Below are 24,893 nucleotides of genomic sequence, written 5' to 3' on the forward strand. Positions count from 1 at the left end.
AATCCGGGGGGAAGATATCGTTTGCGGCTATAATTCAAGGCTTTGCAAGCGTTTACCAGATTTCAGTAGGGAAAAAGATCATGCCGATCTACGCTTATCGTTGCGAGTCGTGCGGCTTCGGGAAGGACGTGCTTCAGAAGATCAGCGACCCGCAATTAACGCAGTGTCCCGAGTGCGGGAAAGACACATTTCGCAAGCAGGTCACCGCTGCCGGGTTCCAGTTGAAGGGCTCCGGCTGGTACGTGACCGATTTTCGCGGCGGCAATGGCGGCGCGAGCGCGCCGGCCAAGCCCGACGCCAACGGCGCCCCGAATGGCGCCTCCGGCGAGAACGCGAGCGCCAGTAACGGCGCGACGCAAACCGACGCGGCGCCGGCCGGCAACACGGCTGCGACGCCCTCCGCGCCTGCTGCCGCACCGGCCGCTTCGGCGAGTTCGAGCGGTTCCGGCAGCACCTAGTCGCACTGCCGCCCTCCGGGGCGGCGCACACGCCGCGCCTTGGGCTTCGGCCCGCGCGGCTTTCTGGCGGTACACATGACGACGAAAAAAACGACACTCAAATCGGTGTTCCTGACTGGCCTGCTGGTGCTGGTGCCTCTGGCCATCACACTGTGGGTGCTCGGACTGATCATCGGCACGATGGACCAGACGCTGCTTCTGCTGCCGCGTGCGTGGCAGCCGGAGCGCCTGTTCGGCTTTCGCCTGCCCGGCCTCGGTGCAGTGCTCACGCTTGCCTTCATCTTTGTCGTTGGACTGTTGACGCAAAACTTCATTGGGCAGAAGCTCGTGAAGTGGTGGGAAGTCGTGGTCGCACACATTCCGGTGGTCGGCCCGATCTACACCAGCGTCAAGCAGGTGTCCGATACCCTGCTGTCGAGCAGCGGCAACGCGTTTCGGAAGGCGCTCCTGATCGAGTACCCGCGCCGCGGCTCCTATACGATTGCGTTTCTGACCGGCATTCCGGGCGGCGACGTCATCAACCACCTGAAAGAAGATCACGTCAGCGTGTATGTGCCGACTACGCCGAATCCAACCTCCGGCTTCTTCCTGATGGTGCCCAAGAGCGAAGTGATCGAGCTCGACATGACGGTCGACGCTGCGCTCAAGTACATCGTCTCGATGGGCGTCGTGGCGCCGTCCGCGCCGCCGGCGCCGGTGCGCCGCACGACAGTCGAGCCTCCGCTGTAACGCGGCGCGTAGCGTTTCCATGCCACGCGCCGTTCAACCAATGCAAAACGAAAGACAAACATCATGTCGATGAGATCTCAATACTGCGGTCTGGTGACCGAAGAACTGCTGGGCCAATCCGTCTCGCTGTGCGGCTGGGTGAGTCGCCGCCGCGACCATGGCGGCGTCATCTTCATCGACCTGCGCGATCGCGAAGGCCTCGTCCAGGTCGTCTGCGACCCGGACCGCGCGGAGATGTTCAAGGCGGCCGAAGGCGTGCGCAACGAGTTCTGCCTGCAGATCAAGGGCGTGGTTCGCGGCCGTCCGGAAGGCACCACGAACGCCGCGCTCAAGAGCGGCAAGATCGAAGTGCTGTGCCACGAGCTGATCGTGCTGAACCCGTCGATCACGCCGCCGTTCCAGCTCGACGACGACAACCTGTCGGAAACCACGCGTCTCACGCATCGCGTGCTGGACCTGCGCCGTCCGCAGATGCAGCACAACCTGCGTCTGCGCTACCGCGTCGCGATCGAGGCGCGCAAGTACCTCGACTCGCTCGGCTTTATCGACATCGAAACGCCGATGCTGACCAAGAGCACGCCGGAAGGCGCGCGCGACTACCTCGTGCCGTCGCGTACGAACCCGGGCCAGTTCTTCGCGCTGCCGCAATCGCCGCAACTGTTCAAGCAGCTCCTGATGGTGGCGAACTTCGATCGCTACTACCAGATCGTCAAGTGCTTTCGCGACGAAGACCTGCGCGCCGACCGTCAGCCGGAATTCACGCAGATCGACTGCGAAACCTCGTTCCTGTCGGAACAGGAAATTCGCGATCTGTTCGAAGACATGATCCGTCATGTGTTCAAGGAAACGATCGGCGTCACGCTGGACGAGAAATTCCCGGTCATGCTGTATTCGGAAGCCATGCGCCGTTTCGGTTCGGACAAGCCGGACCTGCGCGTGAAGCTCGAATTCACCGACCTGACCGATGCGGTCCGCGACGTCGACTTCAAGGTGTTCAGCACGCCGGCCAACACGAAAGACGGCCGTGTCGCGGCGATTCGCGTGCCGAAGGGCGGCGAGCTCTCGCGTGGCGACATCGACAGCTACACGGAATTCGTGCGCATCTATGGCGCGAAGGGCCTGGCGTGGATCAAGGTCAACGAAGTCGCGAAGGGCCGTGACGGTCTGCAAAGCCCGATCGTCAAGAACCTGCACGACGAAGCGGTCAAGGCGATCATCGAGCGCACCGGCGCGCAAGACGGCGACATCATTTTCTTCGCGGCGGATCGCGCGAAGGTAGTGAACGACAGCCTCGGCGCACTGCGTCTGAAGATCGGCCATTCGGAATTCGGCAAAGCCAATGGTCTCGTCGAGAGCGGTTGGAAGCCGTTGTGGGTGGTCGACTTCCCGATGTTCGAATACGACGAGGAAGACAACCGCTACGTCGCCGCGCATCACCCGTTCACGAGCCCGAAAGACGAGCACCTCGAGTATCTGGAAACGGATCCGGCGCGCTGCCTCGCGAAGGCCTACGACATGGTGTTGAACGGCTGGGAAATCGGCGGCGGCTCGGTGCGTATCCACCGTGAAGAAGTGCAGAGCAAGGTGTTCCGCGCGCTGAAGATCAACGCGGAAGAAGCGCAAGCCAAGTTCGGCTTCCTGCTCGACGCGCTGCAATACGGCGCGCCGCCGCACGGTGGTATCGCATTCGGTCTGGACCGCATCGTTACGATGATGGCCGGCGCCGACTCGATCCGCGACGTGATCGCGTTCCCGAAGACGCAGCGCGCGCAGTGTCTGCTCACGCAGGCGCCGAGCGAAGTGGACGAGCGCCAGTTGCGCGAACTGCACATCCGTCTGCGTCAGCCGGAACCGAAGGTGTAATGGCTTGAGTCCAGTCAGTGCTGTCTGAAAACGACAGCAGGCGCAACCGGAAAAGGCGTGATCACCATGTGTGATGCGCCTTTTTCGTTTTTTGCGTTACAGTCGATGCAACTGCGTTCGACCGCTTCCTGGACCGATCTCCGACATGTACCGCGCAAGCATTGCGCCCAGTTTTCACGCCATGCCGAAACCGCCGAAGATTCCGCAATCCGTACTCGTCATCATCCATACGCCCGCGCTCGACGTGCTGCTGATCGAGCGTGCCGATCACGCCGGGTTCTGGCAGTCGGTCACGGGGTCCAAAGACCGGCCCGATGAGCCGCTCGCCGAGACGGCGGCGCGCGAAGTCGCCGAAGAGACCGGCATTGTGGTTGGCGGTGCGCAAGTGCCGCACAACGCATTGTTCGACTGGCAATATTCGATCGAATACGAGATCTACCCGGAGTTCCGCCATCGCTATGCCGAAGGCGTGATCCATAACACCGAGCATTGGTTCAGCTTGCAGGTGCCCGAGCAACTCGAGGTCACGCTCGCGCCGCGCGAGCACACCGCGTTTCTGTGGCTGCCGTATGACGAGGCGGCGTCGCGCTGTTTTTCGTCGTCGAATGCCGATGCGATCCTGCAGTTGCCTAAAAGGTTGCATGAGCGGCTCAGTGGGCGTGCTGTCGTTGGGCATCCCACGGAGCGTGGCCGGTGAGCGTCGGCGGCGCGCGCCGCTTCGCCCGACTGCGGCAATCGCTGCTCGGCCGCCGCTATTGGCAGCGTTATCGGTTCACCAGCGGCAACGACGTCAAGCTGCTGCGTTCCGGCGACGAGTTCTTCAGCGCCCTGATCGCTCGTGTGGATGCCGCGCAGAGCGACGTGGTGCTCGAAACTTATATCTTCTGCCATGACGACGCCGGGAAGGCGGTGAGCGCGGCGCTGCTGCGTGCGGCCGCGCGTGGCGTGAAGGTGCGCGTGATCACCGACGGCGTCGGCACCGCGCGTTTGCCGCTGTTCGACGAGTGGTCCGTCGCCGGCATCGAGCATCGCATCTACAACCCGCATCTGTTCGGCCGCTTCGGCTTTTCACGCACGCATCGCAAACTGGCGGTGATCGACGATCAGTTCGCGTACTGCGGCGGGATCAATATCGTCGACGACTACGAGAACAATGGCGAGAAGCTGCCGTACCGGCGCTGGGACTTCGCGGTCGAATTGCATGGACCGGTGGTCGCCGATATCCGCCAGGCGTTCGAGGTGCAATGGCGGCGGATTCGGCTCGGGCATCGGCCGATCGAGTCGATGGAGCCGGATCTCGGGCCGAAGACCACGGCCTCGCTCGGCAGTCTGCGTCGCCGCCGCCGGCGTCGTAACGAGGAATTGTGGGCGGGCGGCCAGCCCTGCGTGGCGTTCGTCGCGCGCGACAACCTGATCAACCGGCGAGCTATCGAGAAAGCGTATCTGGTCGCGATTGGGCAGGCGCGCAACGAAGTGCTGCTCGCCAATCCGTATTTCATGCCGGGCCGCAAGCTGCGGCGCGCGCTGGTGTTCGCGGCGCGACGCGGCGTCGTGGTGAAGCTGATTATCGGGCGCAAGGAATTCAAGGCGCTCGATTACGCGGTGCCGTTTCTGTATCGCGCGCTGCTCAGGGCCGGAGTGCAGATCGCCGAGTACGAGAAAACGCTGCTGCATGGCAAGGTCGCGGTGGTGGATTCGAACTGGGCAACGGTCGGCTCGTCGAACCTCGACGCGCTGAGCCTGATGCTCAACAACGAAGCCAATGTGGTGCTGGTGAACGACCCGTCGATCGACGCACTGCGCGAAGCGATCCTCGTCGCCTTCAAGGACTCGCGCCGTATCGACGAAGCGCGTTACGACGCCCGGCCAGCCGGCGAACGCGCGCTCAACTGGCTGGCCTACACGACCTATCGGGCCGTGATGAAGGTGCTGACGGTGGGCGGGTACGACTGACTCGCGGCGATGCGCTTGTGAACAATGCCGCGGCACGAAGCGGCCCGGGTGCAATGCTTGGGCCCCGTTGCTCTGGACGCCGCCGCTCGGTGCGACTGATCGATTGACCGATTGGACAGACGAAATTACTGACTTCGCGGATACCGCGTCATTGATCGACAACCTCGATCTGGTGATTTCCGTCGCGACCTCGGTTGCGGGTCTTGCGGCGGCAATGGGCAAACCGGTCTGACTGCTCAACCGTTTCGCGGGATGTTAGCGCTGGGTTGTATGGTCAGGACCACAGCCCGTGGTATCCCGGATTGCGCCTTTTCATTCAGCCGCAGGTGGCTATTGGAACGACGTGCCGGCGCGCGTTGCCACGGCGCTTGAGCCAACTTTCCCGGCGCACGAGAACGCGTCCTGACCGGTCCTCTTTCTTCCTGCCTGTTCCGATCGGACAAGCCCGAGCGGACCGCCGCACGACGTCAACGCCCTGTCGGGCTTGCCTCTCGAGGACGATCGACACACGTTCCGACGAGCAATGCGCGCCGTCGCGAGCGGTCTCCCCATACCCGCGATACGCCAAACGCTTCTGCATTCGGACCGACTTGCTGCATCATGTCGGCCCGGCTGCGTAGATCAGAGAAAGCGTGTACTTGGACGAGCGAACTCTCTCAAAGGCAAACTTAAGGCAAACGCCTCTAAAAAATCTCATTCCTCCGATTGACGGATGCCGCAGAATTGAAACCAGGTTAGAAACCGGTTTCTAATAAAGTCCTTGTTTCGCGGACGGCAGCACTCAATAATAGTACGGCCGTTCGATTTTCTTTCGGTCACATTAGAACGGTAAAAAGCTATGCGAAAAGGCGAACAGACGCGAGCCGCAATTCTCGATGCAGCACTTGACCTGGCAAGCCGCGACGGACTGGAAGGTCTGACCATCGGGCTGCTGGCCGAGCGCATGCAGATGAGCAAAAGCGGGGTGTTCGCGCATTTCGGGTCGCGCGAGGATTTGCAGGTCGAAGTCGTGCGCGAATATCACCGTCGTTTCGAAGACGAGGTGTTTTTCCCGAGTTTGCGCGAGCCGCGTGGATTGCCGCGCTTGCGCGCGATGATTTCCCGCTGGATCGAGAAACGCATTCAGGAAGTCACCACCGGCTGCATCTACATCAGCGGCGCCGTCGAATACGACGATCGCGCGGATAACCCGGTGCGTGAGCAACTGGTGTCGAGCGTGACGGTCTGGCGTGCCGCGCTCACGCGGGCGATTTCGCAGGCAATGGAAGAAGGGCATCTGCGTGCCGACACCGATCCGCAACTGATGCTGTTCGAACTGTACAGCTTCACGCTCGGTCTGCATCACGACGCGCGCTTCCTGCACTTGCCGGATGCGGTGCGTCTCACGTGGGCCGCGCTGGAAAAATTGGTTGTTTCGTATCAAAGCGAAAGCCGTTAGCAGCGTCGCCGCCAATCCGGCGGATTCAGCGGCGCAGAAAGTTCCGATCCACGGACTCAGCTAACGGCCTGGCTTCTTGTCAAACTTGGAGAGAGTCATGGGACAGTACGCCGCGCCGCTGCGCGACATGCAATTCGTGTTGCACGAACTGCTCAACGTCGAAGCCGAAATCAAGCAGATGCCGAAGCACGCGGATCTCGATACCGACACGATCAACGCGGTGCTGGAAGAGGCCGGCAAGTTCTGCTCCGAAGTATTGTTCCCGCTTAATCACAGCGGCGATCAGGAAGGCTGCACGTATGTCGGCGACGGCGTCGTGACCACGCCGAAGGGTTTCAAGGAAGCCTACGCACAATACGTCGAAGCCGGCTGGCCCGCGCTGGGCTGCGACCCGGAATACGGCGGCCAGGGCCTGCCCGCGTTCGTCAACAACGCGCTGTATGAAATGCTGAACTCGGCGAATCAGGCGTGGACCATGTACCCGGGGCTCTCGCACGGCGCGTACGAATGTCTGCATGCACATGGCACGCCGGAGTTGCAGCAACGCTATCTGCCGAAGCTGGTGGCGGGCGTCTGGACCGGCACGATGTGTCTGACGGAGCCGCATTGCGGCACCGACCTCGGCATTCTGCGCACCAAGGCCGAACCGAACAGCGACGGCTCTTACGCGATCAGCGGCACGAAGATTTTCATCTCCAGCGGCGAACACGATCTCGCCGAGAACATCGTTCACCTGGTGCTCGCGCGTCTGCCGGATGCGCCCAAGGGCACCAAGGGCATTTCGCTGTTCATCGTGCCGAAGTTCGTGCCGAACGAAGCGGGCGAACCGGGCGAGCGCAACGGCGTGAAGTGCGGCTCCATCGAACACAAGATGGGCATTCACGGCAACGCGACCTGCGTGATCAATCTCGACAACGCCAAGGGTTGGCTCGTCGGCGAGCCGAACAAAGGCTTGAACGCGATGTTCGTGATGATGAACGCCGCACGTCTGGGCGTCGGCATGCAGAGCCTGGGCCTGACCGAAATCGGTTACCAGAACTCGCTGACGTACGCGAAAGAGCGTCTGCAGATGCGTTCGCTGACCGGCCCGAAGGCGCCGGAAAAGGCGGCCGATCCGATCATCGTGCATCCGGACGTGCGCCGCATGCTGCTCACGCAGAAGGCCTACGCCGAAGCCGCGCGCGCGTTCTCGTACTGGTCGGCGCTGCATATCGACAAGGAACTGTCGCACGCTGATGAATCCGTGCGCAAGGAAGCCGCCGACCTCGTCGCGCTGCTCACGCCGATCCTGAAAGCGTTTCTGTCGGACAACGCGTTCGAGAGCACCAACCACGCCATGCAGATCTACGGCGGCCACGGCTTCATCGCCGAGTGGGGCATGGAGCAGTACGTGCGCGACGCGCGCATCAACATGATCTACGAAGGCACCAACGCGATTCAGGCGCTCGACCTGCTCGGCCGCAAGATTCTCGGCGACATGGGCGCGAAGATGAAGAAGTTCGGCAAGCTGGTGTCCGATTTCGTCGAAGCCGAAGGCGTGAAGCCGGAAATGCAGGAGTTCATCAACCCGCTCGCCGACATCGGCGAAAAGGTGCAGAAGCTGACCATGGAAATCGGCATGAAGGCCATGCAGAACCCGGACGAAGTCGGCGCCGCCGCCGTGCCGTATCTGCGCACAGTCGGCCACCTGGTGTTCTCGTACTTCTGGGCCCGCATGGCACGCGTCGCGCTGGACAAGGAAGCTTCGGGCGATCCGTTCTACAAGGCCAAGCTCGCCACGGCGCGCTTCTACTTCGCGAAGCTGTTGCCGGAAACGGCGATGACGATCCGTCAGGCGCGCGCGGGTTCGAAGTCGCTGATGGACGTCGAAGAAGCGCTGTTCTAAGCCCCAGTTTCAGGCAAACATCAAGGCAGGCGCCGCGCGTGTCGAACCCGCGGCGCTTCCCGTCAGCCACACATTGCGAAGCGTCCATGAAGCTTCGCGACATCGCATAACTCCCCGGAGGAACGACGTGAGCAATCTGATCATTCGCAAGGTAGCCGTGCTCGGCGCCGGCGTGATGGGCGCGCAGATCGCCGCGCACCTGATCAACGCCAAGGTGCCCGTGCTGCTGTTCGACTTGCCCGCCAAGGAAGGCCCGAAGAACGCGATCGCGCTGAAGGCGATCGAGAACCTGAAGAAGCTGTCGCCGGCGCCGTTCGGCGTGAAGGACGACGCGCAATACATCCAGCCCGCAAATTACGACGACGACATCGAAAAGCTCGCCGAATGCGATCTCGTGATCGAAGCGATTGCCGAGCGCATGGACTGGAAGCACGACCTGTACAAGAAGGTCGCGCCGCATCTCGCGCCGAACGCGATTTTCGCGACCAACACGTCGGGTCTGTCGATCACGGCGCTGTCGGAAGGTTTCTCGGATGAACTGAAGGCGCGCTTCTGCGGCGTGCACTTCTTCAATCCGCCTCGTTACATGCACCTGGTCGAGTTGATTCCGACCGCGACCACGCGTCCGGAAATCCTCGATCAACTCGAGTCGTTCCTGACCAGCGTGGTCGGCAAGGGCGTCGTGCGTGCGAAAGACACGCCGAATTTCATCGCCAATCGCGTCGGCATTTTCTCGATCCTCGCCGTCGTGACCGAAGCCGCGAAATACGGCCTGCGTTTCGACGAAGTGGACGACCTGACCGGCGCGCGCCTGGGCCGAGCGAAGTCGGCCACGTTCCGTACCGCCGATGTGGTCGGTCTGGACACGATGGCGCACGTCATCAAGACGATGCAGGACACGCTGAAGGACGATCCCTTCTTCCAGGTCTACGAAACGCCTGCTGTGCTCGCTGAACTCGTAAAGAAGGGCGCGCTGGGTCAGAAGACCGGCGGCGGCTTCTACAAGAAAGAAGGCAAGGCGATCAAGGTGCTCGACGCGAAAACCGGCGAATATGTCGACGGCGGCGCGAAGGCGGACGAACTGGTCGGCCGAATTCTGAAGCGCCCGCCGGCGGAGCGTCTGAAGCTGCTGCGCGAATCGCAGCATCCGCAGGCGCAGTTCCTGTGGGCGATTTTCCGCGACGTGTATCACTACATCGGCGTGCATCTCGAATCGATCGCCGACAACGCGCGCGATGTCGATCTCGCGATCCGTTGGGGCTTCGGCTGGAACGAAGGTCCGTTCGAAGGCTGGCAGACGGCCGGCTGGAAACAGGTTGCCGAATGGGTGCAGGAAGATATCGCCGCGGGTAAGGCGCTCTCGAACGTGCCGCTGCCGTCGTGGGTGCTCGAAGGGCCGGTCGCTGAGCAGGGCGGCGTGCATACGAACGAAGGTTCGTGGTCGCCGGCTTCGAAGACGTTCGTGCCGCGCTCGTCGCTGTCGGTGTATGACAAGCAGGTGTTCCGGGCGCCGCTGGTCGGCGAAACCAAGGCTGATCCGAAGACCTACGGCAAGACGCTGTTCGAAACCGACGCCGTGCGTGCATGGGTCGACGACCGCGCGGGCGAGAACGACGTCCTGATCGTGTCGTTCAAGAGCAAGATGAATACGATAGGACCGTCGGTGATCGACGGTCTGACGCAGGCGATCGAGCTGGCCGAAAAGGACTACAAGGGTCTGGTGGTGTGGCAGCCGACGTCGCTGAAACTCGGCACGCCGGGCGGCCCGTTCTCCGCCGGCGCCAATCTCGAAGAAGCCATGCCCGCGTTCATGATGGGCGGCGCGAAGGGCATCGAGCCGTTCGTGAAAAAATTCCAGCAAGGCATGCTGCGCGTGAAGTACGCGAGCGTGCCGGTCATCTCGGCCGTGTCGGGCATCGCGCTCGGCGGTGGCTGCGAACTGGCGCTGCATAGCGCGAAGCGGGTCGCGCACATCGAAAGCTATTTCGGTCTGGTGGAAGTGGGTGTGGGTCTCGTGCCGGCTGGCGGCGGCCTGAAGGAAGCGGCGCTGCGCGCGGCGGAAGCGGCGACGCAAGTAGGCGCAACCAACGACCTCCTCAAATTCGTGCAGAAGTCGTTCGAAAACGCGGCGATGGCGAAGGTCTCGGCCTCCGCGCTCGACGCCCGCGCGATGGGCTACCTGAAGCCGTCGGACACCATCGTCTTCAACGTGTTCGAACTGCTCGACGTGGCGAAGAAGGAAGCGCGCGCGTTGTCGTCGGCGGGTTATCGTCCGCCGCTGCGCGTCACGCAAGTGCCGGTGGCCGGGCGCTCGGCGATCGCGACCATCAAGGCGTCGCTCGTCAACATGCGCGATGGCCGATTTATCAGCGAGCACGATTTCCTGATCGCGAGCCGTATCGCGGAAGCGGTGTGCGGCGGTAATGTGGAAGCGGGCAGTCTGGTCGATGAAGAATGGCTGCTGCAACTCGAGCGTCGTGCGTTCGTCGATCTGCTCGGCACGCAAAAGACGCAGGAACGGATCATGGGCATGCTGCAGACCGGCAAGCCGGTGCGCAACTAAGCGACTAGCCCGCACTATGTGCTTGGGGTGGGAGTAAGCGCTAAAGCGCTAATTCTCGCCGACCGCGATGAGACTGCATGGGACCAGAGTAAGCGCTAAAGCGCTAACTCTGGTCGACAAAGGAGATTCAAATGGCAAAGCAATTGCAAGACGCATACATCGTCGCCGCGAGCCGCACGCCGATCGGCAAGGCGCCGCGTGGGATGTTCAAGAACACGCGCCCCGACGAACTGCTGGTGCACGCGCTCAAGTCGGCCGTGGCGCAAGTGCCCGGCCTCGATACGAAAGTGATCGAGGACGCGATCATCGGCTGCGCGATTCCGGAAGCGGAACAAGGCCTGAACGTCGCGCGCATGGGGGCGCTGCTTGCCGGCCTGCCGAATAGCGTCGGCGGCGTGACGGTGAACCGCTTCTGCGCATCGGGCCTGACCGCGCTCGCCATGGCCGCCGACCGCATCCGCGTCGGTGAGTCGGACGCGATGATCGCGGGCGGCTGCGAATCCATGAGCATGGTGCCGATGATGGGCAACAAGCCGTCCATGTCGCCGCATATCTTCGATCGCAATGAAGACATCGGCATCGCCTACGGTATGGGCCTGACGGCGGAGAAGGTCGCCGAACGCTGGAAGATCAGCCGCGAAGCACAAGACGCGTTTTCGGTGGAATCGCATCGCCGCGCCATCGCCGCGCAGCAAGCCGGCGAGTTCAACGACGAAATCGCTGCGTACACCATCACCGAGCGCTTCCCCGATCTCGCCACCGGCGAAGTCCGCGTGAAGACCCGCGAAGTGTCGCTCGACGAAGGTCCGCGCGCGGAAACGTCGCTCGAGGGTCTTGCGAAGCTGCGCGCGGTGTTCGCCAATAAGGGTTCGGTGACGGCGGGCAACAGCTCGCAGACCTCGGACGGCGCGGGCGCGTTGATCGTGGTGTCGGAAAAGATGCTGAAGGAATTCAACCTCACGCCGCTCGCGCGTTTCGTCAGCTTCGCCGTGCGCGGCGTGCCGCCGGAAATCATGGGCATCGGTCCGAAGGAAGCGATTCCGGCCGCGCTGAAAGCCGCCGGCCTGAAGATCGACGACCTCGACTGGATCGAGCTGAACGAAGCATTCGCCGCGCAATCGCTGGCGGTGATTCAGGACCTCGGTCTCGATCCGGCGAAGATCAACCCGCTCGGCGGCGCGATCGCCCTCGGCCACCCGCTGGGTGCGACGGGCGCGATTCGTGCGTCGACCGTGGTGCATGGCTTGCGCCGCCGTAACTACAAGTACGGCATGGTGACGATGTGCGTCGGCACGGGCATGGGCGCGGCGGGCATCATCGAGCGCCTGTGAGCATGTTCACCCCGATGTTCGCTTCGGTCCTCGCGCGTACGCGTTGAGGACCACAGAACGGTTCGCAGCCCATCCGGCTTGCGAACCGTTCTTACATTCTCAGCAGGAGTATGAGGAGATGACGATGGATATTCTGGTCGAGCGCGCCGACGGCGTGCTGACGATGGCCTTCAACCGGCCCGACAAGAAAAACGCGATTACGGCCGCCATGTATCAGACGATGGCCGACGCGCTGGTCGAAGCGCAAGGCGACGCCGCCGTGCGGGCGATCCTGATTCGGGGCAGCGCCGGCATTTTCAGCGCCGGCAACGATCTCGACGATTTCATGAAGACGCCGCCGATGGGCGAACACGCGCCGGTGTTCCAGTTCCTGCGCGCGATCAGCTCGGCCGAGAAGCCGGTGGTGGCGTCGGTGGCGGGCCCGGCGGTCGGCATCGGCACGACCCTGCTGCTGCATTGCGACCTGGTCTACGCAGCCGATACCGCGAGCTTCTCGCTGCCGTTCACGCAACTCGGTTTGTGTCCGGAAGCGGCGTCGAGTCTGCTGTTGCAGCGCGCGGCCGGCTATCAGGCGGCGGCGGAGAAACTGTTGCTCGGCGAAGCGTTCGACGCCGCCGAGGCGCAGCGCATGGGTTTCGTGAATCGCGTGCTGCCCGCCGCCGAAGTCGATGCGTTTGCGGCTTCGCAGGCCGCGAAGCTGGCCGCGTTGCCGGCTTCGTCGCTGCGCGTGACGAAGAGCTTGATGAAGCGCGCCAGCCACCAGGAACTGCAAACGCAAATGTCCGAAGAAGCCGTGCATTTCGGCAAGATGCTGCTCGCGCCCGAAGCACGTGAGGCGTTCAAGGCGTTCTTCGAGAAGCGCAAGCCGGACTTCCGGCAATTCGATTGAGCGGCGTGCGAGCGCTCCGGCGTTGAAGGGAGTTGCCCGCTCGCCGCTTCGAGCTTCAGCGCGTCAGGATGTTCGCGCGCCTGAATGCTCAGGCGCGTTGGCCGCTCAAAGCTGCGTCGACTGCAACGTATCGTAGTCAACGTAGCTTGTCTCGCGGCAGAAGCTGACCAGCCGCACGCCCGCCTTGCGCGCTATCGCAATCGCCAGCGACGACGGCGCCGAGATCGTGGCGACCATCGGCACGTCGACGCGCGCGGCCTTGCGCACCAGCTCGTAGCTCGCGCGGCTCGACAGAAACACAAAACCCTCCTTGGTATCCACGCGGTCGAGCACCAACTGGCCAATCAGCTTGTCGAGCGCATTGTGGCGGCCGACGTCCTCGAACGCGTAGCGGATCGCGCCCACGGCGTCGCACCACGCGGCGGCATGCAGGCCGCCGGTCAGCCGCGTCAACGCCTGATGTTCGGGCAGATCGCGGGCGGCGCGCGCGATCGCATCCGGCGCGAGGCGTTGCAGAAAGCCGGTATCCGGCACACGCTCCGGCTGCAGATCCAGCAAATCGATGCTTTCGATGCCGCAAACACCGCATCCGGTGCGCCCGGCGAGCGCGCGGCGCTTCTCCTTCAGCGCGACGAAGGCCTGTTGCACCACTTGCAACTGCACTTCGGCATGCGGCAATTCGCCGTCGTCATGCAGTTCGACCTCGATGTCCTGAATGTCGCTGCCACGCTCCACGATCCCTTCCGAAATCGCGAATCCAACCGCGAACGCTTCCAGATCGCGCGGCGTGCACATCATCACCGCATGCGAAATGCCGTTGAAGACGAGCGCGACCGGCCATTCCTGACCGACATGGTCGATGACGGTTTCGACCGCCGCGCCGCGATGCCGGTGCACCTGGCGCTCTACCGCGCCCGGCTGCCCGGCAGTTTCCAGTTCGTTCAAGCTAGTTCACTCCTTTGTCATGCCATGCGCGCGAGCGGTTGACGGCCCGGTAGGGTGCCGCCAGCCATGCCGCCGTCGCGCGAATAAGGTTCTAAAATACCCCAAGCTGGGCTTGCGTGTTGCCCGCCATCCAGGAGGGACTCAATCATGGGACTCAACGAAGCACCGCTTCTGTTCAACTTCGAGGTCGCGTCTTCGGAGAATTTCACTTACATCCCGATGTCCGTGCGCTTCAATCTCGACCGGTTCGGGCTGCGCATTTCGCTCGATCAATGGCAGACGCTGCCGCTCGAAGACCGCAAGCTGCTGGCGCGTTTCCCGGTCGAGGAAGACGCGGAAATCGAGCCGAATTTCGATCATGCCCTGTTCGAAATGCTGCGCACTCACGCGAACATCGAGCCGGAGTGGTTCACGCCCGAGGAAGCGCCGGCCTGGCGTCGCACCGACAGCGTGCCGGAGGGTATCGCGCATCAGGCGCAACTGGCCGGTCTCGCCGCGCCGGGCGTCGCCCAGTGGGCCCAACTTGATCCGTTCAAGCGCTACGTGCTCGCCAAGCTGTCGCGCAAGCCGGAGGCCAACCACGACTTCGTCCCGGCCATGAAGGAATTCGGTGCGGCCGGCTAGGCGCGGCCGGCCAGGTTTTTTTTACTCACTACCCTCAATCTGTTCCGAACCCTGCCGTTATCCATGGGTTGGCGCGTAAAGAAACTCGTATCGATGCGGCCCGACGCATCGGCCGCGACCGCGCGCTCCCGCCCGCAGAACGATTGACGTTCGGAACCCATGACTCCTTTTCTATCGAAGCGGCTGCTGATCAATCTGGCGGTCGTTGCCGCGGCGATCGGCGCGAACGCGTTCGTCGCCTATACGCAGATTTGCGGCGAACGCGACGTTGACGCGCGCATGCTGCGTTCGACGAGCGTGCGCCAGCACCTCGACGCCTACCATACGGCGCTCGACGGCGGGCTGGCCGCGCTCGGCCGCTTCGAGGCGTCGGGCGAGCCGGCGCCGGCCAGCGCGGCCGCCGCGGCCGCAGCCATGGCGACGACGCTCGCGGGTCTGGAGCGCGACCTGCGCAATGAACTGGCCGGCGAACCCGCCATGCTCGGCGCGCTCGCGAAGCTGAGCGCGGACAGCCACGCGCTGCAACACGACATCGACGACGCGCTGCTCCGGAGCGCCAGTGCCGGCCCGGACGCCTCGCGCACGTGGGCGGCCTCGACCTATACCCATCTCGGGCTCGGCCTGGATCGCGTCGAAGCCGGCCTCGCAGCACTGCGTAGCGCGGAGAACCGCGCATTGCAGGCGTCGCTCGCGGCATCGGCGAGCGAAACGCAGCGGGCGATGTTCCTGCTGATCGTGACCATGCTGGGCGGCAGCGTGCTGCTGATCTTCACGTTCGGCGCGCGCGAAAACAGCGCGCGCGAGAAGCTGCGCAGCGTGCGCGCGCTCGGCCGCCACGACGAACGCTTTCGCGGACTGTTCGACGACCATCCGGTGCCGATGTATATCTTCGATCGCGAGACGCTGCGCTTTCTCGCCGTCAACGCGGCCGCGATCCAGCAATACGGCTACACCGAAAGCGAATTTCTCGGCATGACCGTCCGCGCGATCCGCCCGAGCGGCGAAATCTCGCGCCTCGAAACGCATATGCAGCGCAGCGACGCGGGCCAGCACGGCCGCACCATGGCGGGCATCTGGCATCACCGGCGCAAGGACGGCTCGACGATCAGCGCTGACATTTCGTATCACGCGCTGAACTTCATGGGCCGCGCCGCGTTCTTCGTGCTCGCCGACGACGTTACCGACCAGATCAACGCCGAAGCCGAAGCGCAGCGTTCGAACCAGATGCTCGAAGCGGTGATCGATAATATTCCGCAGCGCATTTTCTGGAAGGACATGCAGTCGCGCTATCTCGGCTGCAACATGGCGTTCGCGCGCGATGCCGGGCTCGCGTATCCGGAGCAGGTGGTCGGCAAGAGCGACGCCGACATGCCGTGGCGCGATTTCTCGACGCTGCTGAGCGACCACGACAAGGAGGTCGTGAGCACCGGCGTGCCGAAGATGAACTTCGAGCTCGATCTGGTGATCGACGGCGTGCACCGCACGACCGTCACGAGCAAGCTGCCGTTCACCGACGGCGACGGCCGCGTGATCGGCGTGCTCGGTTCGTATACGGACATCACCGAGCGCAAGCGCGCCGATCTTGCCTTGCGCCTGCAAAGCCGCGCGCTCGATGCCAGCGTCAACGCGATTCTGATCACCGCGCCGTCGCCGACCGGCAATCTGATCGAATACGTGAATCCGGCGTTCATGCGCATTACCGGCTACGACCCGGCCGAGGTGATCGGCCACGATTGCCGCGTCCTGCAACGCGAAGATCGCGACCAGGAGGGCGTCGCGCTGATCCGTCAGGCGCTCGCGGCGAACCGCGAGGTCAGCGCGGTGGTGCGCAACTATCGCAAGGATGGCGCGCTGTTCTGGAATCAGCTCTTCATCGCGCCGGTGCCGAATCAGGACGGCATGATCACGCATCACATCGGCGTGATCAACGACGTGACCGATCTGATGCGCTATCAGGAACAGCTCGAATATCAGGCCAACTACGACAGCCTCACGCGGCTGCCGAACCGCAACCTGCTGCGCGACCGCTTGCAGCATGCGCTGATCGTCGCGCAACGGCATCACAAGGGCGTCGCGGTCGTGTTCATGGATCTGGACGGCTTCAAGAACGTCAACGACAGTCTCGGCCACAGCGTCGGCGACCGGCTGCTCAGCGTGGTCGCCGAGCGTCTCGCGCGCTGCACGCGCACGAGCGATACGGTGGCGCGGCACGGCGGCGACGAGTTCGTTATCGTGATGACCGACACCGTCGACGAACAGTCGCTGATCGCCTGGATGGAGCGCGTACGTGCGTCGATCTCCGAAGCGGTCTGGCTCGACGGCACCGAACTGTATGTGGGTTGCAGCATGGGCGCGAGCCTGTTCCCGCAAGACGGCGAAGACGCCGAGACGCTGATGAAGAAGGCCGACGTCGCGATGTATCGCGCCAAGGACATGGGTCGCAACACGTTCCAGTTCTATCAGCCGGAGATGAACGCGAGCGCGGGCGCGCGCCTGAATCTCGAACGGCGTCTGCGCCGCGCGTTGCGTGACAACGAGTTCCTGTTGCATTACCAGCCGCAAGTGGATATTGAAAGTGGCCAGATCGTCGGCACCGAGGCGCTGGTGCGCTGGCGCGATCCGGAAGTCGGACTGGTGCCGCCGTCGTCGTTCATTCCGGTTGCGGAAGAAAGCGGGCTGATCGGGCCGCTTTCGGAATGGGTGCTGCGCGAAGCGTGCCGCCAGAACAAGGCCTGGCAGGACGAAGGCTTGCCGGCGGCGCGTGTGTCGGTGAATCTGTCGGCGCGCGTGTTCCAGCAGCGCGACATCGCCAAGCTGGTCATGCAGGTGCTGGCCGAGACCGGTCTCGAGCCGCGGTACCTCGAACTCGAACTGACCGAAAGCACCATCATGCGCAATGCGGAAGAAGCGGTGTCGATGCTCAACGAGCTGCACGCGCTCGGCATCGGTCTTGCCATCGACGACTTCGGCACCGGCTATTCGAGCCTCAGCTATCTGAAGCGCTTCCCGGTGGACCGCCTGAAGATCGACCGCTCGTTTGTCTCCGACATCGGCGTGTCCGCCGACGACGAGACGATCACCTCGGCGATCATCGCGCTTGCGCATTCGCTGAAGTTGCAGGTGATCGCCGAAGGCGTGGAGACGTCCGCGCAACTCGACTTCCTGAAAGAGCGCGCGTGCGATGAGATGCAGGGGTTCTACTTCGCGAAGCCCTTATCGACGGACGCGATTTCCGAGCTGCTGCAAGGCGGCGTGGGGCGCGAGCTGGCGACGGTTTGAGCCGTTCGCGCCGCGTCGCTCACTGCGCCGGCGTGCTGAGGAAAACCGGCAGACCTTCAGCCAGTTCGGAGAACGACTGCAGGAACGGATGCGCCGTCTTGCTGACCGTCCCCGGCAGCATCATCTGCGTGAAGTGCCAGGCGACCGCCACGGTGACGTCGGCGGCGTCGAACTGATTGGTTTCGATGGGCAGCGCCGCTGCCGCGAGCTCGCGTTCGAGTTCTGCATACGCGGCGAACAACTGCGTGCTCACGCGATCCAGCCAGGGCCCATGCTGCTTTTCCGCCGGCCGCAGATTGCGTTCGTAGACGATCTGCACGGTCTTCTCGCACGCGGCGAGCGCAAGGCCGGTGAGGCGGGCGGCGCGCAAGGCGGCGTCGGGACGCGTCGGGAAAAGCCGCTGATTCGGCCCGGCGAGCGTGGCGAGGTACTGGAGAATCACCGTCGAGTCCATCACGGTCTGGCCGTTGTCGGCGATCAGCGTGGGCGCCTTGACAACGGGATTAATTTTCGCGAACTGGTCGTAGGTGCTGAACACCGAGATCGACTCGTGCTCGAATTCGAGCTTCAACAATTTGAGGCAGATAGCGACCCGGCGCACGTACGGCGAATCCAGCATTCCGATCAGTTTCATCTCATTCCCGTTAGAACATCTATCATGGCGCGCCCGAGCTCCTCATGCCCGTGCAGCTCCGCTTCGGGCCTGGGTCAGGGCACATCGAACCGATAGGTTAAGCATCTCCGCAGCGCAAAAAAAGCGACAATTAACGACGATTTGCGTCAGAATTTCTTACATGAAACCGATCCCGCCTTTGACCGCGCTACGCTGCTTCGAGGCCGTCGCCCGTTTGGGCGGCGTGACTCAGGCCGCGCGCGAATTGCATGTCACGCACTCGGCGGTGAGTCAGCAGATCAAGGTGCTGGAAGATTCGATGGGCGTCGCGCTGTTCATGCGGGAGGCGCGCGGGCTGCGGTTGACCGAGGAGGGGCGGCTTTACGCGCTCGACATCCGCATGGCGTTGCGCGACATCAGCCATGCGACGCGACGCGCGCAGGCGCGCCCGCACGAAAGCGAGTTGGTGATCAGCACCTTGCCGTCGTTCGCGCAGCATTGGCTCGTGCCGCGTCTCGCCAGTTTTCGCGACGCGCATCCGTACTACCGGATTCGCCTGCAGACGAGCTTGCAGGTCGAGGATTTCCGCCAGGGCGCGAGCGATATCGGCATCCGCATGGGGCAGGGGCATTGGCCGGACGTCGCGCAACAGAAGCTGTTCGACGACGAGATGGTCGTGGTGGCCGCGCCGCATTTCACGCTAGCGCCGCATGGCCGCTTGCCTTTGAGCGCAGCGGAAGTGCTGGCCTGTCCGCTGATCTCGAGTCCCGACGCGCCGTGGCACGACTGGTGTCAGACGGCGCAGGTGGCGAAGCCGGCCGAGGGAGCCATAGTGCTGTCGGCGAACGACTCGAATATCGTGATCGGCGCCGTGCTGCAGGGCCAGGGCGTTGCGCTCGAACGGCGCAGCCTGGTCGCGTACGCGCTGGCGCGCGGCGAACTGGTGCAGATCACCGATATCCGCGTGCCGTACCGTTATCCCTATTGGCTGGTCTGGCCGCAACGCGAAATGCTCAATGCCTCGCAGGCGCATTTTGCGCAGTGGATCGAAGGGCAGGTCGACGCCTATCTGCGCAGCAGCGGCGCGCCAGCCGCAGCGATGCGTGCGGGTTAGCCCGTATTCATTCGCATAAACCGTTTTGCGCAGGAGTTTGGGTCGGCTATATTCGTGGTTCCCATCTCAGACCGCGCTGGGAACCACGAAGCACGATTCATGTGGCGTTGCGCCCGATTTTCGCTGCTTGCACTGAGTCATGGGCATTGCGCCGTCGACTATCCCAATCTGACTGATCCGACTGGAGTGAACAATGACGTCGTCACCTGCAAAGAAACTGTCTGTGTTGCTGGCATCGGTTGTATTGAGCGTGGCTTGCGCCGCGCCGGCGTTCGCGCAAAGCGGCGGCGGTGGCGGTCCGGCGGGGAACGATTCTGACGCGGCGGTTCCGTCGGCCGCATCGAAAGCGGCGCCGTCCACCAAAGCTCAGCGCAAGGCCGAGCGCAAGCAGGCGCGGGCGAAGAAAAACGCCGAATTGAAGAAGTTGGAGGCCAACGGCTATCAGCCGTCGAGCACCGATCCGAACTATCCGAACGACATTCAGAAAGCGCAGAAGAAGGCGGGAATCGGCCAGGCAGCGAGTCAGTGACCCGGTACTACGGTTGAGAACGAACGAGGCGCCGCGGCGCCTCGTTTTTATTGTGGGCGGTCAGGGCGCTCAGTCCAGCACCGGCAGCGCGCGCGGACGCCGGTCGCTATCCGTGGCGACGTAGGTTAGCGTGGCTTCGGTGACCTTCACGAGATCTTCGGTCAGGCTCATGCGCTGCGCGTAGACCTCGACCGCCACGGTGACGGACGTGTTGCCCGTCTTGACGATGTCCGCGTAGAAACTCAGCAGATCGCCGACGAACACCGGCTGCTTGAACACGAACGAATTGACCGCAATGGTTGCCACCCGCCCGTTGGCGCGGCGGCTTGCCGGAATCGAGCCGGCAATGTCCACTTGCGCCATGATCCAGCCGCCGAACACGTCGCCGTGGACGTTCGCGTCCGAAGGCTGCGGCACGACGCGCAGCGCGCAGTGCTTTTGCGGGAGTTGAAGAATATCGGTCATTGGGGGCACTCTTGGGAAACGTGTTGGCTCGGTCGCCTCGACCGGCACGCGAGGCATTTCACGACAACGGTATGGCACGCACCGCGCGGCCAACGTGCCGCCCACGGCGGGCCAACCCATGAAAAGCGGCGCCAGCCGGCTTCTGCGACAATAGAAAGATCAGGAATTGTACGGGAAAGCGCCCAGCGAGGTCGCGCGACAAAAAGCAGTGTGCCGGGCAGGCATGCCGCAGTCGGCGCGCCGCTGCGAACTCCGGCATTTCCACACTCTCCCCAGCCGATCCCCATGCGCCGCACGCCCTCGTCCGAACCTTCCCCGATCTCCACCCAGCCGCGCAACGACTGGCAGACGATCCTCTCGCTGCTGCCGTATCTCGCCACGTATAAATGGCGCGTCGGCTTTGCGCTGAGCTGCCTGATCGGCGCGAAGATCGCCAACCTCGGCGTGCCGATCGTGATGAAGCGGATCGTCGACGGGCTCGCCTCGGTGCAGCATCTCACCGCGCTCGGCCGCGCGCACGATTCGCCTGGCATCGTGTTGCTGGGCGGCATCGGCCTGCTGGTGGTCGCGTATGCAGTGGTGCGGTTGTCCACGTCGCTCTTCACCGAACTGCGCGAGATTCTGTTTTCGAAGGTGACCGAAAGCGCGGTGCGGCAACTCGCGCTGAAAGTGTTCCGCCATCTGCATGCGCTGTCGTTGCGCTTTCACCTCGAACGGCAGACGGGCGGCATGTCGCGCGATATCGAACGCGGTACGCGCGGCATCACGCAACTGATCTCGTATTCGCTGTACAGCATTTTGCCGACGCTCGTCGAAGTCGGGCTCGTGCTCGGCTTTTTCGTCGTCAAATACGAGGCGTATTACGCGGTGGTCACGTTCATTGCGCTGGCCGTGTATATCGTCTTCACGGTGAAGGTCACGGAGTGGCGCACGCATTTTCGCCGCACCATGAACGATCTCGATTCGAAGGCGAATTCACGCGCGATCGATTCGCTGCTCAACTACGAGACGGTCAAGTACTTCGGCAACGAAGAGTGGGAAGCGAGCCGCTACGACGAAAACCTCAAGCGCTATCGCACGGCGGCGATCAAGTCGCAGCGCTCGCTGTCGGCGCTGAACTTCGGGCAGCAGGCGATCATCGGCACAGGGCTCGTGTTCATTCTGTGGCGCGCCACGCAAGGCGTGATGGCCGGGCGTCTCACGCTCGGCGATCTGGTGCTGATCAACACCTTCATGCTGCAGCTTTATATTCCGCTGAATTTTCTCGGCGTGGTGTATCGCGAGTTGAAGCAGAGCCTCACCGATATGGACCGCATGTTCACGCTGCTCGGCGCCGCGCAGGAAGTGCCCGATCTCGAGGGCGCTCCCGCGCTGCGCGTGAGCGGCGCGCAGGTGCGCTTCGAGCGGGTGAACTTCGCGTACGAACCGGCGCGGCAGATTCTGCACGACGTGAGCTTTACGATTCCCGCCGGTACCACGACCGCGGTGGTCGGCCATAGCGGTTCGGGCAAATCGACCCTCGCGCGGTTGATGTTTCGCTTCTACGATCTGGACCGCGCGACGGGCGGCGCGATCACCATCGACGGTCAGGATATTCGCGACGTCGCGCAGGATTCACTGCGCGCGTCGATCGGCATCGTGCCGCAGGATACGGTGCTGTTCAACGATTCGATCTACTACAACATCGCTTACGGCCGGCCATCTGCGACACGCGACGAAGTGATCGCGGCGGCGCGTGCGGCGCATATTCACGAATTCATCGAAGGGCTGCCGAAGGGCTATGACACGCCGGTCGGCGAGCGCGGCTTGAAGCTGTCCGGCGGTGAAAAGCAGCGCGTGGCGATTGCACGGACCATCCTCAAGAACCCGCCGATCCTGTTGTTCGACGAAGCGACCTCCGCACTCGATTCACGTTCCGAGCGCGCCATTCAGCACGAGCTTGATCAGATCGCCCGCGAGCGCACGACGTTGATCATCGCGCACCGGCTTTCGACAGTGGTGCACGCGCAGCAGATCATCGTGATGGACAAAGGGCGGATCGTCGAGCGTGGCACGCATGCGGAACTGCTGCGCGCGAACGGCCTGTTCGCGCAGATGTGGGCGTTGCAGCAGCAACGCGCGGCGGAAGCGCCGGAAGCAGTGGAAACGGTGGGTGCCGGCGGCGGGCGATAAATTTGCGCGGCGATTTTTCGCGTTGTCTCGCTGCAATGCTGCGCCGAACGCCGAACTTCTAGCGCCTGCCGTCTGACACGCGCAAACGCTGATCCAGTTCACCCAACTGCGCCGGCGTGCCGACGTTCTCCCACAAGCCCTCGTACAACTCGCCGCTGGCGAGACCGCGTGCAATCGTGTCGCGATAGTACGGCGTGAGCGCGCGCCGCGTGCCGCTCGGCAGATCGCGGAACATGCGCGTGTCGTACAGACCGATGTTGCCAAAGGTGAAGCGCGGCTGGGCGTCGAGCGAGAGCTCGCCGCCGTCCACCAGACCAAAGTCGCCGTTCGGATGAAACGCCGGGTTCGGCACCATCACCAGATGCATGCCCGGCTCGGGCAAGGCCTGCAATCTTTCGGCGTGCGCATTCAGCGTCGCGTAATCGAAGTCGGCGTACACGTCGCCGCTGACCGCGACGAATACTTCGCTCGCGCCTTCATCTTCGAGCAGCGGCAACGCCTGCACGATGCCGCCCGCGGTCTCCAGCGCCTCGCGTTCCGCCGAATAGCGCAACTGGATTTGCCAGCGCGAACCGTCGCCGAGGGTGGCTTCGATCTGCTCGCCGAGCCATGCGTGGTTGATCACAATGGTGCGAAAGCCCGCCTGCGCGAGCCGTTCGATCTGCCACACGATCAGCGGCTTGCCGCCCGCGTCGAGCAAAGGCTTGGGGCATGTGTCGGTCAACGGACGCATGCGCTCGCCGCGACCGGCGGCGAAAATCATCGCTTTCTTCAGGGACATCGTCATCGGTCAGAAGGTGTAGCCGACTTCGTTCGCGCGGCCTTCGAGATCGTCGAGGAGCTTCGCGAACGGACGCAGCGGGGCATAGCGCTCGGCGACCTTGCGCGCGTAGCCGATGAAACGCGGCAGATCCTTCATGTAGTGCGGTTTACCGTCGCGATAGTTGATCCGGCAAAACAGGCCCAGCACCTTGATGTGCCGTTGCAGGCCCATCCATTCGATCTGGCGGTAGAACTCGCCGAAATCGGAATCGACCGGCAGGCCGGCTTTTTTCGCCCGTTCCCAGTAGTACACGAAGCAATCCAGCTCGAACTCTTCGTCCCAGCTCAGGAACGCGTCGCGCAACAGCGAGGCGACGTCGTAGGTGATCGGGCCGTACACCGCGTCCTGGAAGTCCAGCACGCCGGGGTTCACGGGATTCGGTTCGGCGGCGATCATCAGATTGCGCGGCATGAAGTCGCGCAGCATGAACACTTGCGGCTGCGCGCGGGCGCTCGCGATCAGCAGCGCAAAGGTGCGATCGAGCACGCCACGGATTTTTTCGTCCGCTTGTTCGTCCGCCCCGCGGCCCAGACGGCGGCCGAGGAACCACTCCGGCATCAACTCCATCTCGCGGCGCAGGAAGGCTTCGTCGAACGGTGGCAGTACGTCTTCGCGCGAGGTGAGTTGCCAGCGGATCAGCGCGTCGAGCGCGTCGCGCATCAGCGAGCGGGCGCGGCGCGGGTCGTCCGCATTCTGCGCTTCGGTTAACGCGCCGAGGTACGAGGCCGTGCCCAGATCGGTGACGAGCATGAAGCCGGCCTCGAAATCGACCTCCAGCACGCGCGGCACGTGCACGTCGGCGGCCGCGAGCAACTGCGCGACCTGCACGAATTCGCGGCACTTTTCGGGTGGCGGGGCATCGACGGCGATCAGCGTGCCGTTGCTTTCGCCTTCCGCCGCCTTACCGGACAGCCGGAAATAGCGGCGAAAACTGGCGTCGGACGAAGCCGGAACAAGTGTGTCGAGCTCGAGCGAATAGCGCGCCGCGTGGCCTTTCAGCCAGGCTTTGAGCAGGTCGAGACGGGTATCGGTGGGGTCTTGGGATGGGGGCAGCGTCATGAAAACCGGCGGCAAATTCAGAGGGGCAACGTCTTGCCATATAATACCCCACGACTTTTTTGACGCGGCTCACGCCAGCTTTTCGCGTATTCCGCTTTACCGCCCGCCTCATCGTTCAACAGATTGTAAATATTGATGTGCAGCCGACTGTCACGGTCGGG

21 protein-coding genes are annotated in these 24,893 nt (G+C 63.3%); 16 read left to right on the forward strand and 5 right to left on the reverse strand.

The window, feature by feature from the left end; genetic code table 11:
* The first annotated feature begins 80 nt into the window (after positions 1 to 80).
* The 11 genes from B0G80_RS18730 to B0G80_RS18780 all read left to right on the forward strand — a co-directional run bounded on the left by B0G80_RS18730 (position 81) and on the right by B0G80_RS18780 (position 13,109).
* Positions 81 to 458 carry an FmdB family zinc ribbon protein gene (locus B0G80_RS18730; protein WP_116118962.1) on the forward strand — a complete coding sequence of 126 codons (378 nt, stop codon included), beginning with the start codon at positions 81 to 83 and terminating at the stop codon, positions 456 to 458.
* A 75-nt stretch (positions 459 to 533) separates the two neighbouring features.
* Positions 534 to 1,187 (forward strand): DUF502 domain-containing protein, encoded by a 654-nt coding sequence (locus tag B0G80_RS18735; RefSeq protein WP_012431717.1) that lies wholly within the window; start codon positions 534 to 536, stop codon positions 1,185 to 1,187.
* Positions 1,188 to 1,250: 63 nt separating this feature from the next.
* On the forward strand, positions 1,251 to 3,050 hold the full coding sequence (gene aspS / locus B0G80_RS18740; protein WP_106282010.1) for an aspartate--tRNA ligase: 1,800 nt from the start codon (positions 1,251 to 1,253) through the stop codon (positions 3,048 to 3,050).
* A gap of 181 nt (positions 3,051 to 3,231) precedes the next feature.
* Positions 3,232 to 3,747, forward strand: a complete 516-nt coding sequence (gene nudB, locus B0G80_RS18745) for a dihydroneopterin triphosphate diphosphatase (protein ID WP_116119756.1) — start codon at positions 3,232 to 3,234, stop codon at positions 3,745 to 3,747.
* The gene (gene clsB / locus B0G80_RS18750; RefSeq protein WP_116118963.1) at positions 3,744 to 5,003 is read left to right on the forward strand and encodes a cardiolipin synthase ClsB; all 1,260 of its coding nucleotides are present in this window, start codon (positions 3,744 to 3,746) and stop codon (positions 5,001 to 5,003) included. The genes nudB and clsB overlap by 4 nt, the downstream gene beginning before the upstream one ends.
* 103 nt (positions 5,004 to 5,106) lie before the next feature.
* Entirely contained in the window at positions 5,107 to 5,235 is a 129-nt protein-coding gene (locus B0G80_RS48060; protein ID WP_404935351.1) for a hypothetical protein, read from the forward strand.
* 606 nt (positions 5,236 to 5,841) lie between these two features.
* The gene (locus B0G80_RS18760) at positions 5,842 to 6,441 is read left to right on the forward strand and encodes a TetR/AcrR family transcriptional regulator (protein ID WP_116118964.1); all 600 of its coding nucleotides are present in this window, start codon (positions 5,842 to 5,844) and stop codon (positions 6,439 to 6,441) included.
* A 97-nt stretch (positions 6,442 to 6,538) separates the two neighbouring features.
* Complete coding sequence (locus B0G80_RS18765; RefSeq protein WP_106282002.1) at positions 6,539 to 8,326, forward strand: acyl-CoA dehydrogenase C-terminal domain-containing protein; 1,788 nt, start codon at positions 6,539 to 6,541, stop codon at positions 8,324 to 8,326.
* Between the two features lie 127 nt (positions 8,327 to 8,453).
* Positions 8,454 to 10,889, forward strand: a complete 2,436-nt coding sequence (locus tag B0G80_RS18770; RefSeq protein WP_116118965.1) for a 3-hydroxyacyl-CoA dehydrogenase/enoyl-CoA hydratase family protein — start codon at positions 8,454 to 8,456, stop codon at positions 10,887 to 10,889.
* 131 nt (positions 10,890 to 11,020) lie between these two features.
* Entirely contained in the window at positions 11,021 to 12,220 is a 1,200-nt protein-coding gene (locus B0G80_RS18775) for an acetyl-CoA C-acyltransferase (protein WP_106281998.1), read from the forward strand.
* 118 nt (positions 12,221 to 12,338) lie between these two features.
* Positions 12,339 to 13,109 (forward strand): enoyl-CoA hydratase, encoded by a 771-nt coding sequence (locus B0G80_RS18780; RefSeq protein ID WP_116118966.1) that lies wholly within the window; start codon positions 12,339 to 12,341, stop codon positions 13,107 to 13,109.
* A 105-nt stretch (positions 13,110 to 13,214) separates the two neighbouring features.
* Here B0G80_RS18780 and fdhD read toward each other — a convergent pair whose 3' ends face one another.
* Positions 13,215 to 14,054, reverse strand: a complete 840-nt coding sequence (fdhD, locus tag B0G80_RS18785; protein WP_116118967.1) for a formate dehydrogenase accessory sulfurtransferase FdhD — start codon at positions 14,052 to 14,054, stop codon at positions 13,215 to 13,217.
* A gap of 147 nt (positions 14,055 to 14,201) precedes the next feature.
* On the opposite strand from fdhD, the gene B0G80_RS18790 reads away from it, so the two are divergent.
* Together B0G80_RS18790 and B0G80_RS18795 are read left to right on the forward strand one after the other, a co-directional pair.
* Positions 14,202 to 14,678, forward strand: coding sequence for a nitrate reductase associated protein (locus B0G80_RS18790; protein ID WP_116118968.1), 477 nt, complete (start codon positions 14,202 to 14,204; stop codon positions 14,676 to 14,678).
* A gap of 159 nt (positions 14,679 to 14,837) precedes the next feature.
* Entirely contained in the window at positions 14,838 to 17,957 is a 3,120-nt protein-coding gene (locus tag B0G80_RS18795; RefSeq protein WP_116118969.1) for an EAL domain-containing protein, read from the forward strand.
* A gap of 19 nt (positions 17,958 to 17,976) precedes the next feature.
* On the opposite strand, the gene B0G80_RS18800 is transcribed toward B0G80_RS18795, so the two are convergent.
* A complete protein-coding gene (locus B0G80_RS18800) occupies positions 17,977 to 18,591 on the reverse strand; it encodes a glutathione S-transferase N-terminal domain-containing protein (protein WP_116118970.1) in 615 nt (204 codons plus the stop codon).
* A gap of 160 nt (positions 18,592 to 18,751) precedes the next feature.
* On the opposite strand from B0G80_RS18800, the gene B0G80_RS18805 reads away from it, so the two are divergent.
* Positions 18,752 to 19,684: a LysR substrate-binding domain-containing protein gene (locus B0G80_RS18805; RefSeq protein ID WP_116118971.1), complete on the forward strand. Its 933-nt coding sequence runs from the start codon at positions 18,752 to 18,754 to the stop codon at positions 19,682 to 19,684.
* Between the two features lie 193 nt (positions 19,685 to 19,877).
* Entirely contained in the window at positions 19,878 to 20,213 is a 336-nt protein-coding gene (locus B0G80_RS18810) for a DUF4148 domain-containing protein (RefSeq protein WP_106281985.1), read from the forward strand.
* 69 nt (positions 20,214 to 20,282) lie between these two features.
* On the opposite strand, the gene B0G80_RS18815 is transcribed toward B0G80_RS18810, so the two are convergent.
* Positions 20,283 to 20,678, reverse strand: coding sequence for an acyl-CoA thioesterase (locus B0G80_RS18815; RefSeq protein ID WP_116118972.1), 396 nt, complete (start codon positions 20,676 to 20,678; stop codon positions 20,283 to 20,285).
* Between the two features lie 285 nt (positions 20,679 to 20,963).
* Here B0G80_RS18815 and B0G80_RS18820 point away from each other — a divergent pair, with 285 nt between their 5' ends.
* Positions 20,964 to 22,850, forward strand: coding sequence for an ABC transporter ATP-binding protein/permease (locus B0G80_RS18820; RefSeq protein ID WP_116118973.1), 1,887 nt, complete (start codon positions 20,964 to 20,966; stop codon positions 22,848 to 22,850).
* A 58-nt stretch (positions 22,851 to 22,908) separates the two neighbouring features.
* On the opposite strand, the gene murU is transcribed toward B0G80_RS18820, so the two are convergent.
* A complete protein-coding gene (murU, locus tag B0G80_RS18825; protein ID WP_116118974.1) occupies positions 22,909 to 23,637 on the reverse strand; it encodes an N-acetylmuramate alpha-1-phosphate uridylyltransferase MurU in 729 nt (242 codons plus the stop codon).
* Between the two features lie 3 nt (positions 23,638 to 23,640).
* Positions 23,641 to 24,732, reverse strand: coding sequence for an aminoglycoside phosphotransferase family protein (locus B0G80_RS18830; protein ID WP_116118975.1), 1,092 nt, complete (start codon positions 24,730 to 24,732; stop codon positions 23,641 to 23,643).
* Positions 24,733 to 24,893: the final 161 nt, after the last annotated feature.

This window comes from Paraburkholderia sp. BL6669N2, from assembly GCF_003387275.1.
In the GTDB taxonomy this organism is placed as follows: Bacteria; Pseudomonadota; Gammaproteobacteria; order Burkholderiales; family Burkholderiaceae; genus Paraburkholderia.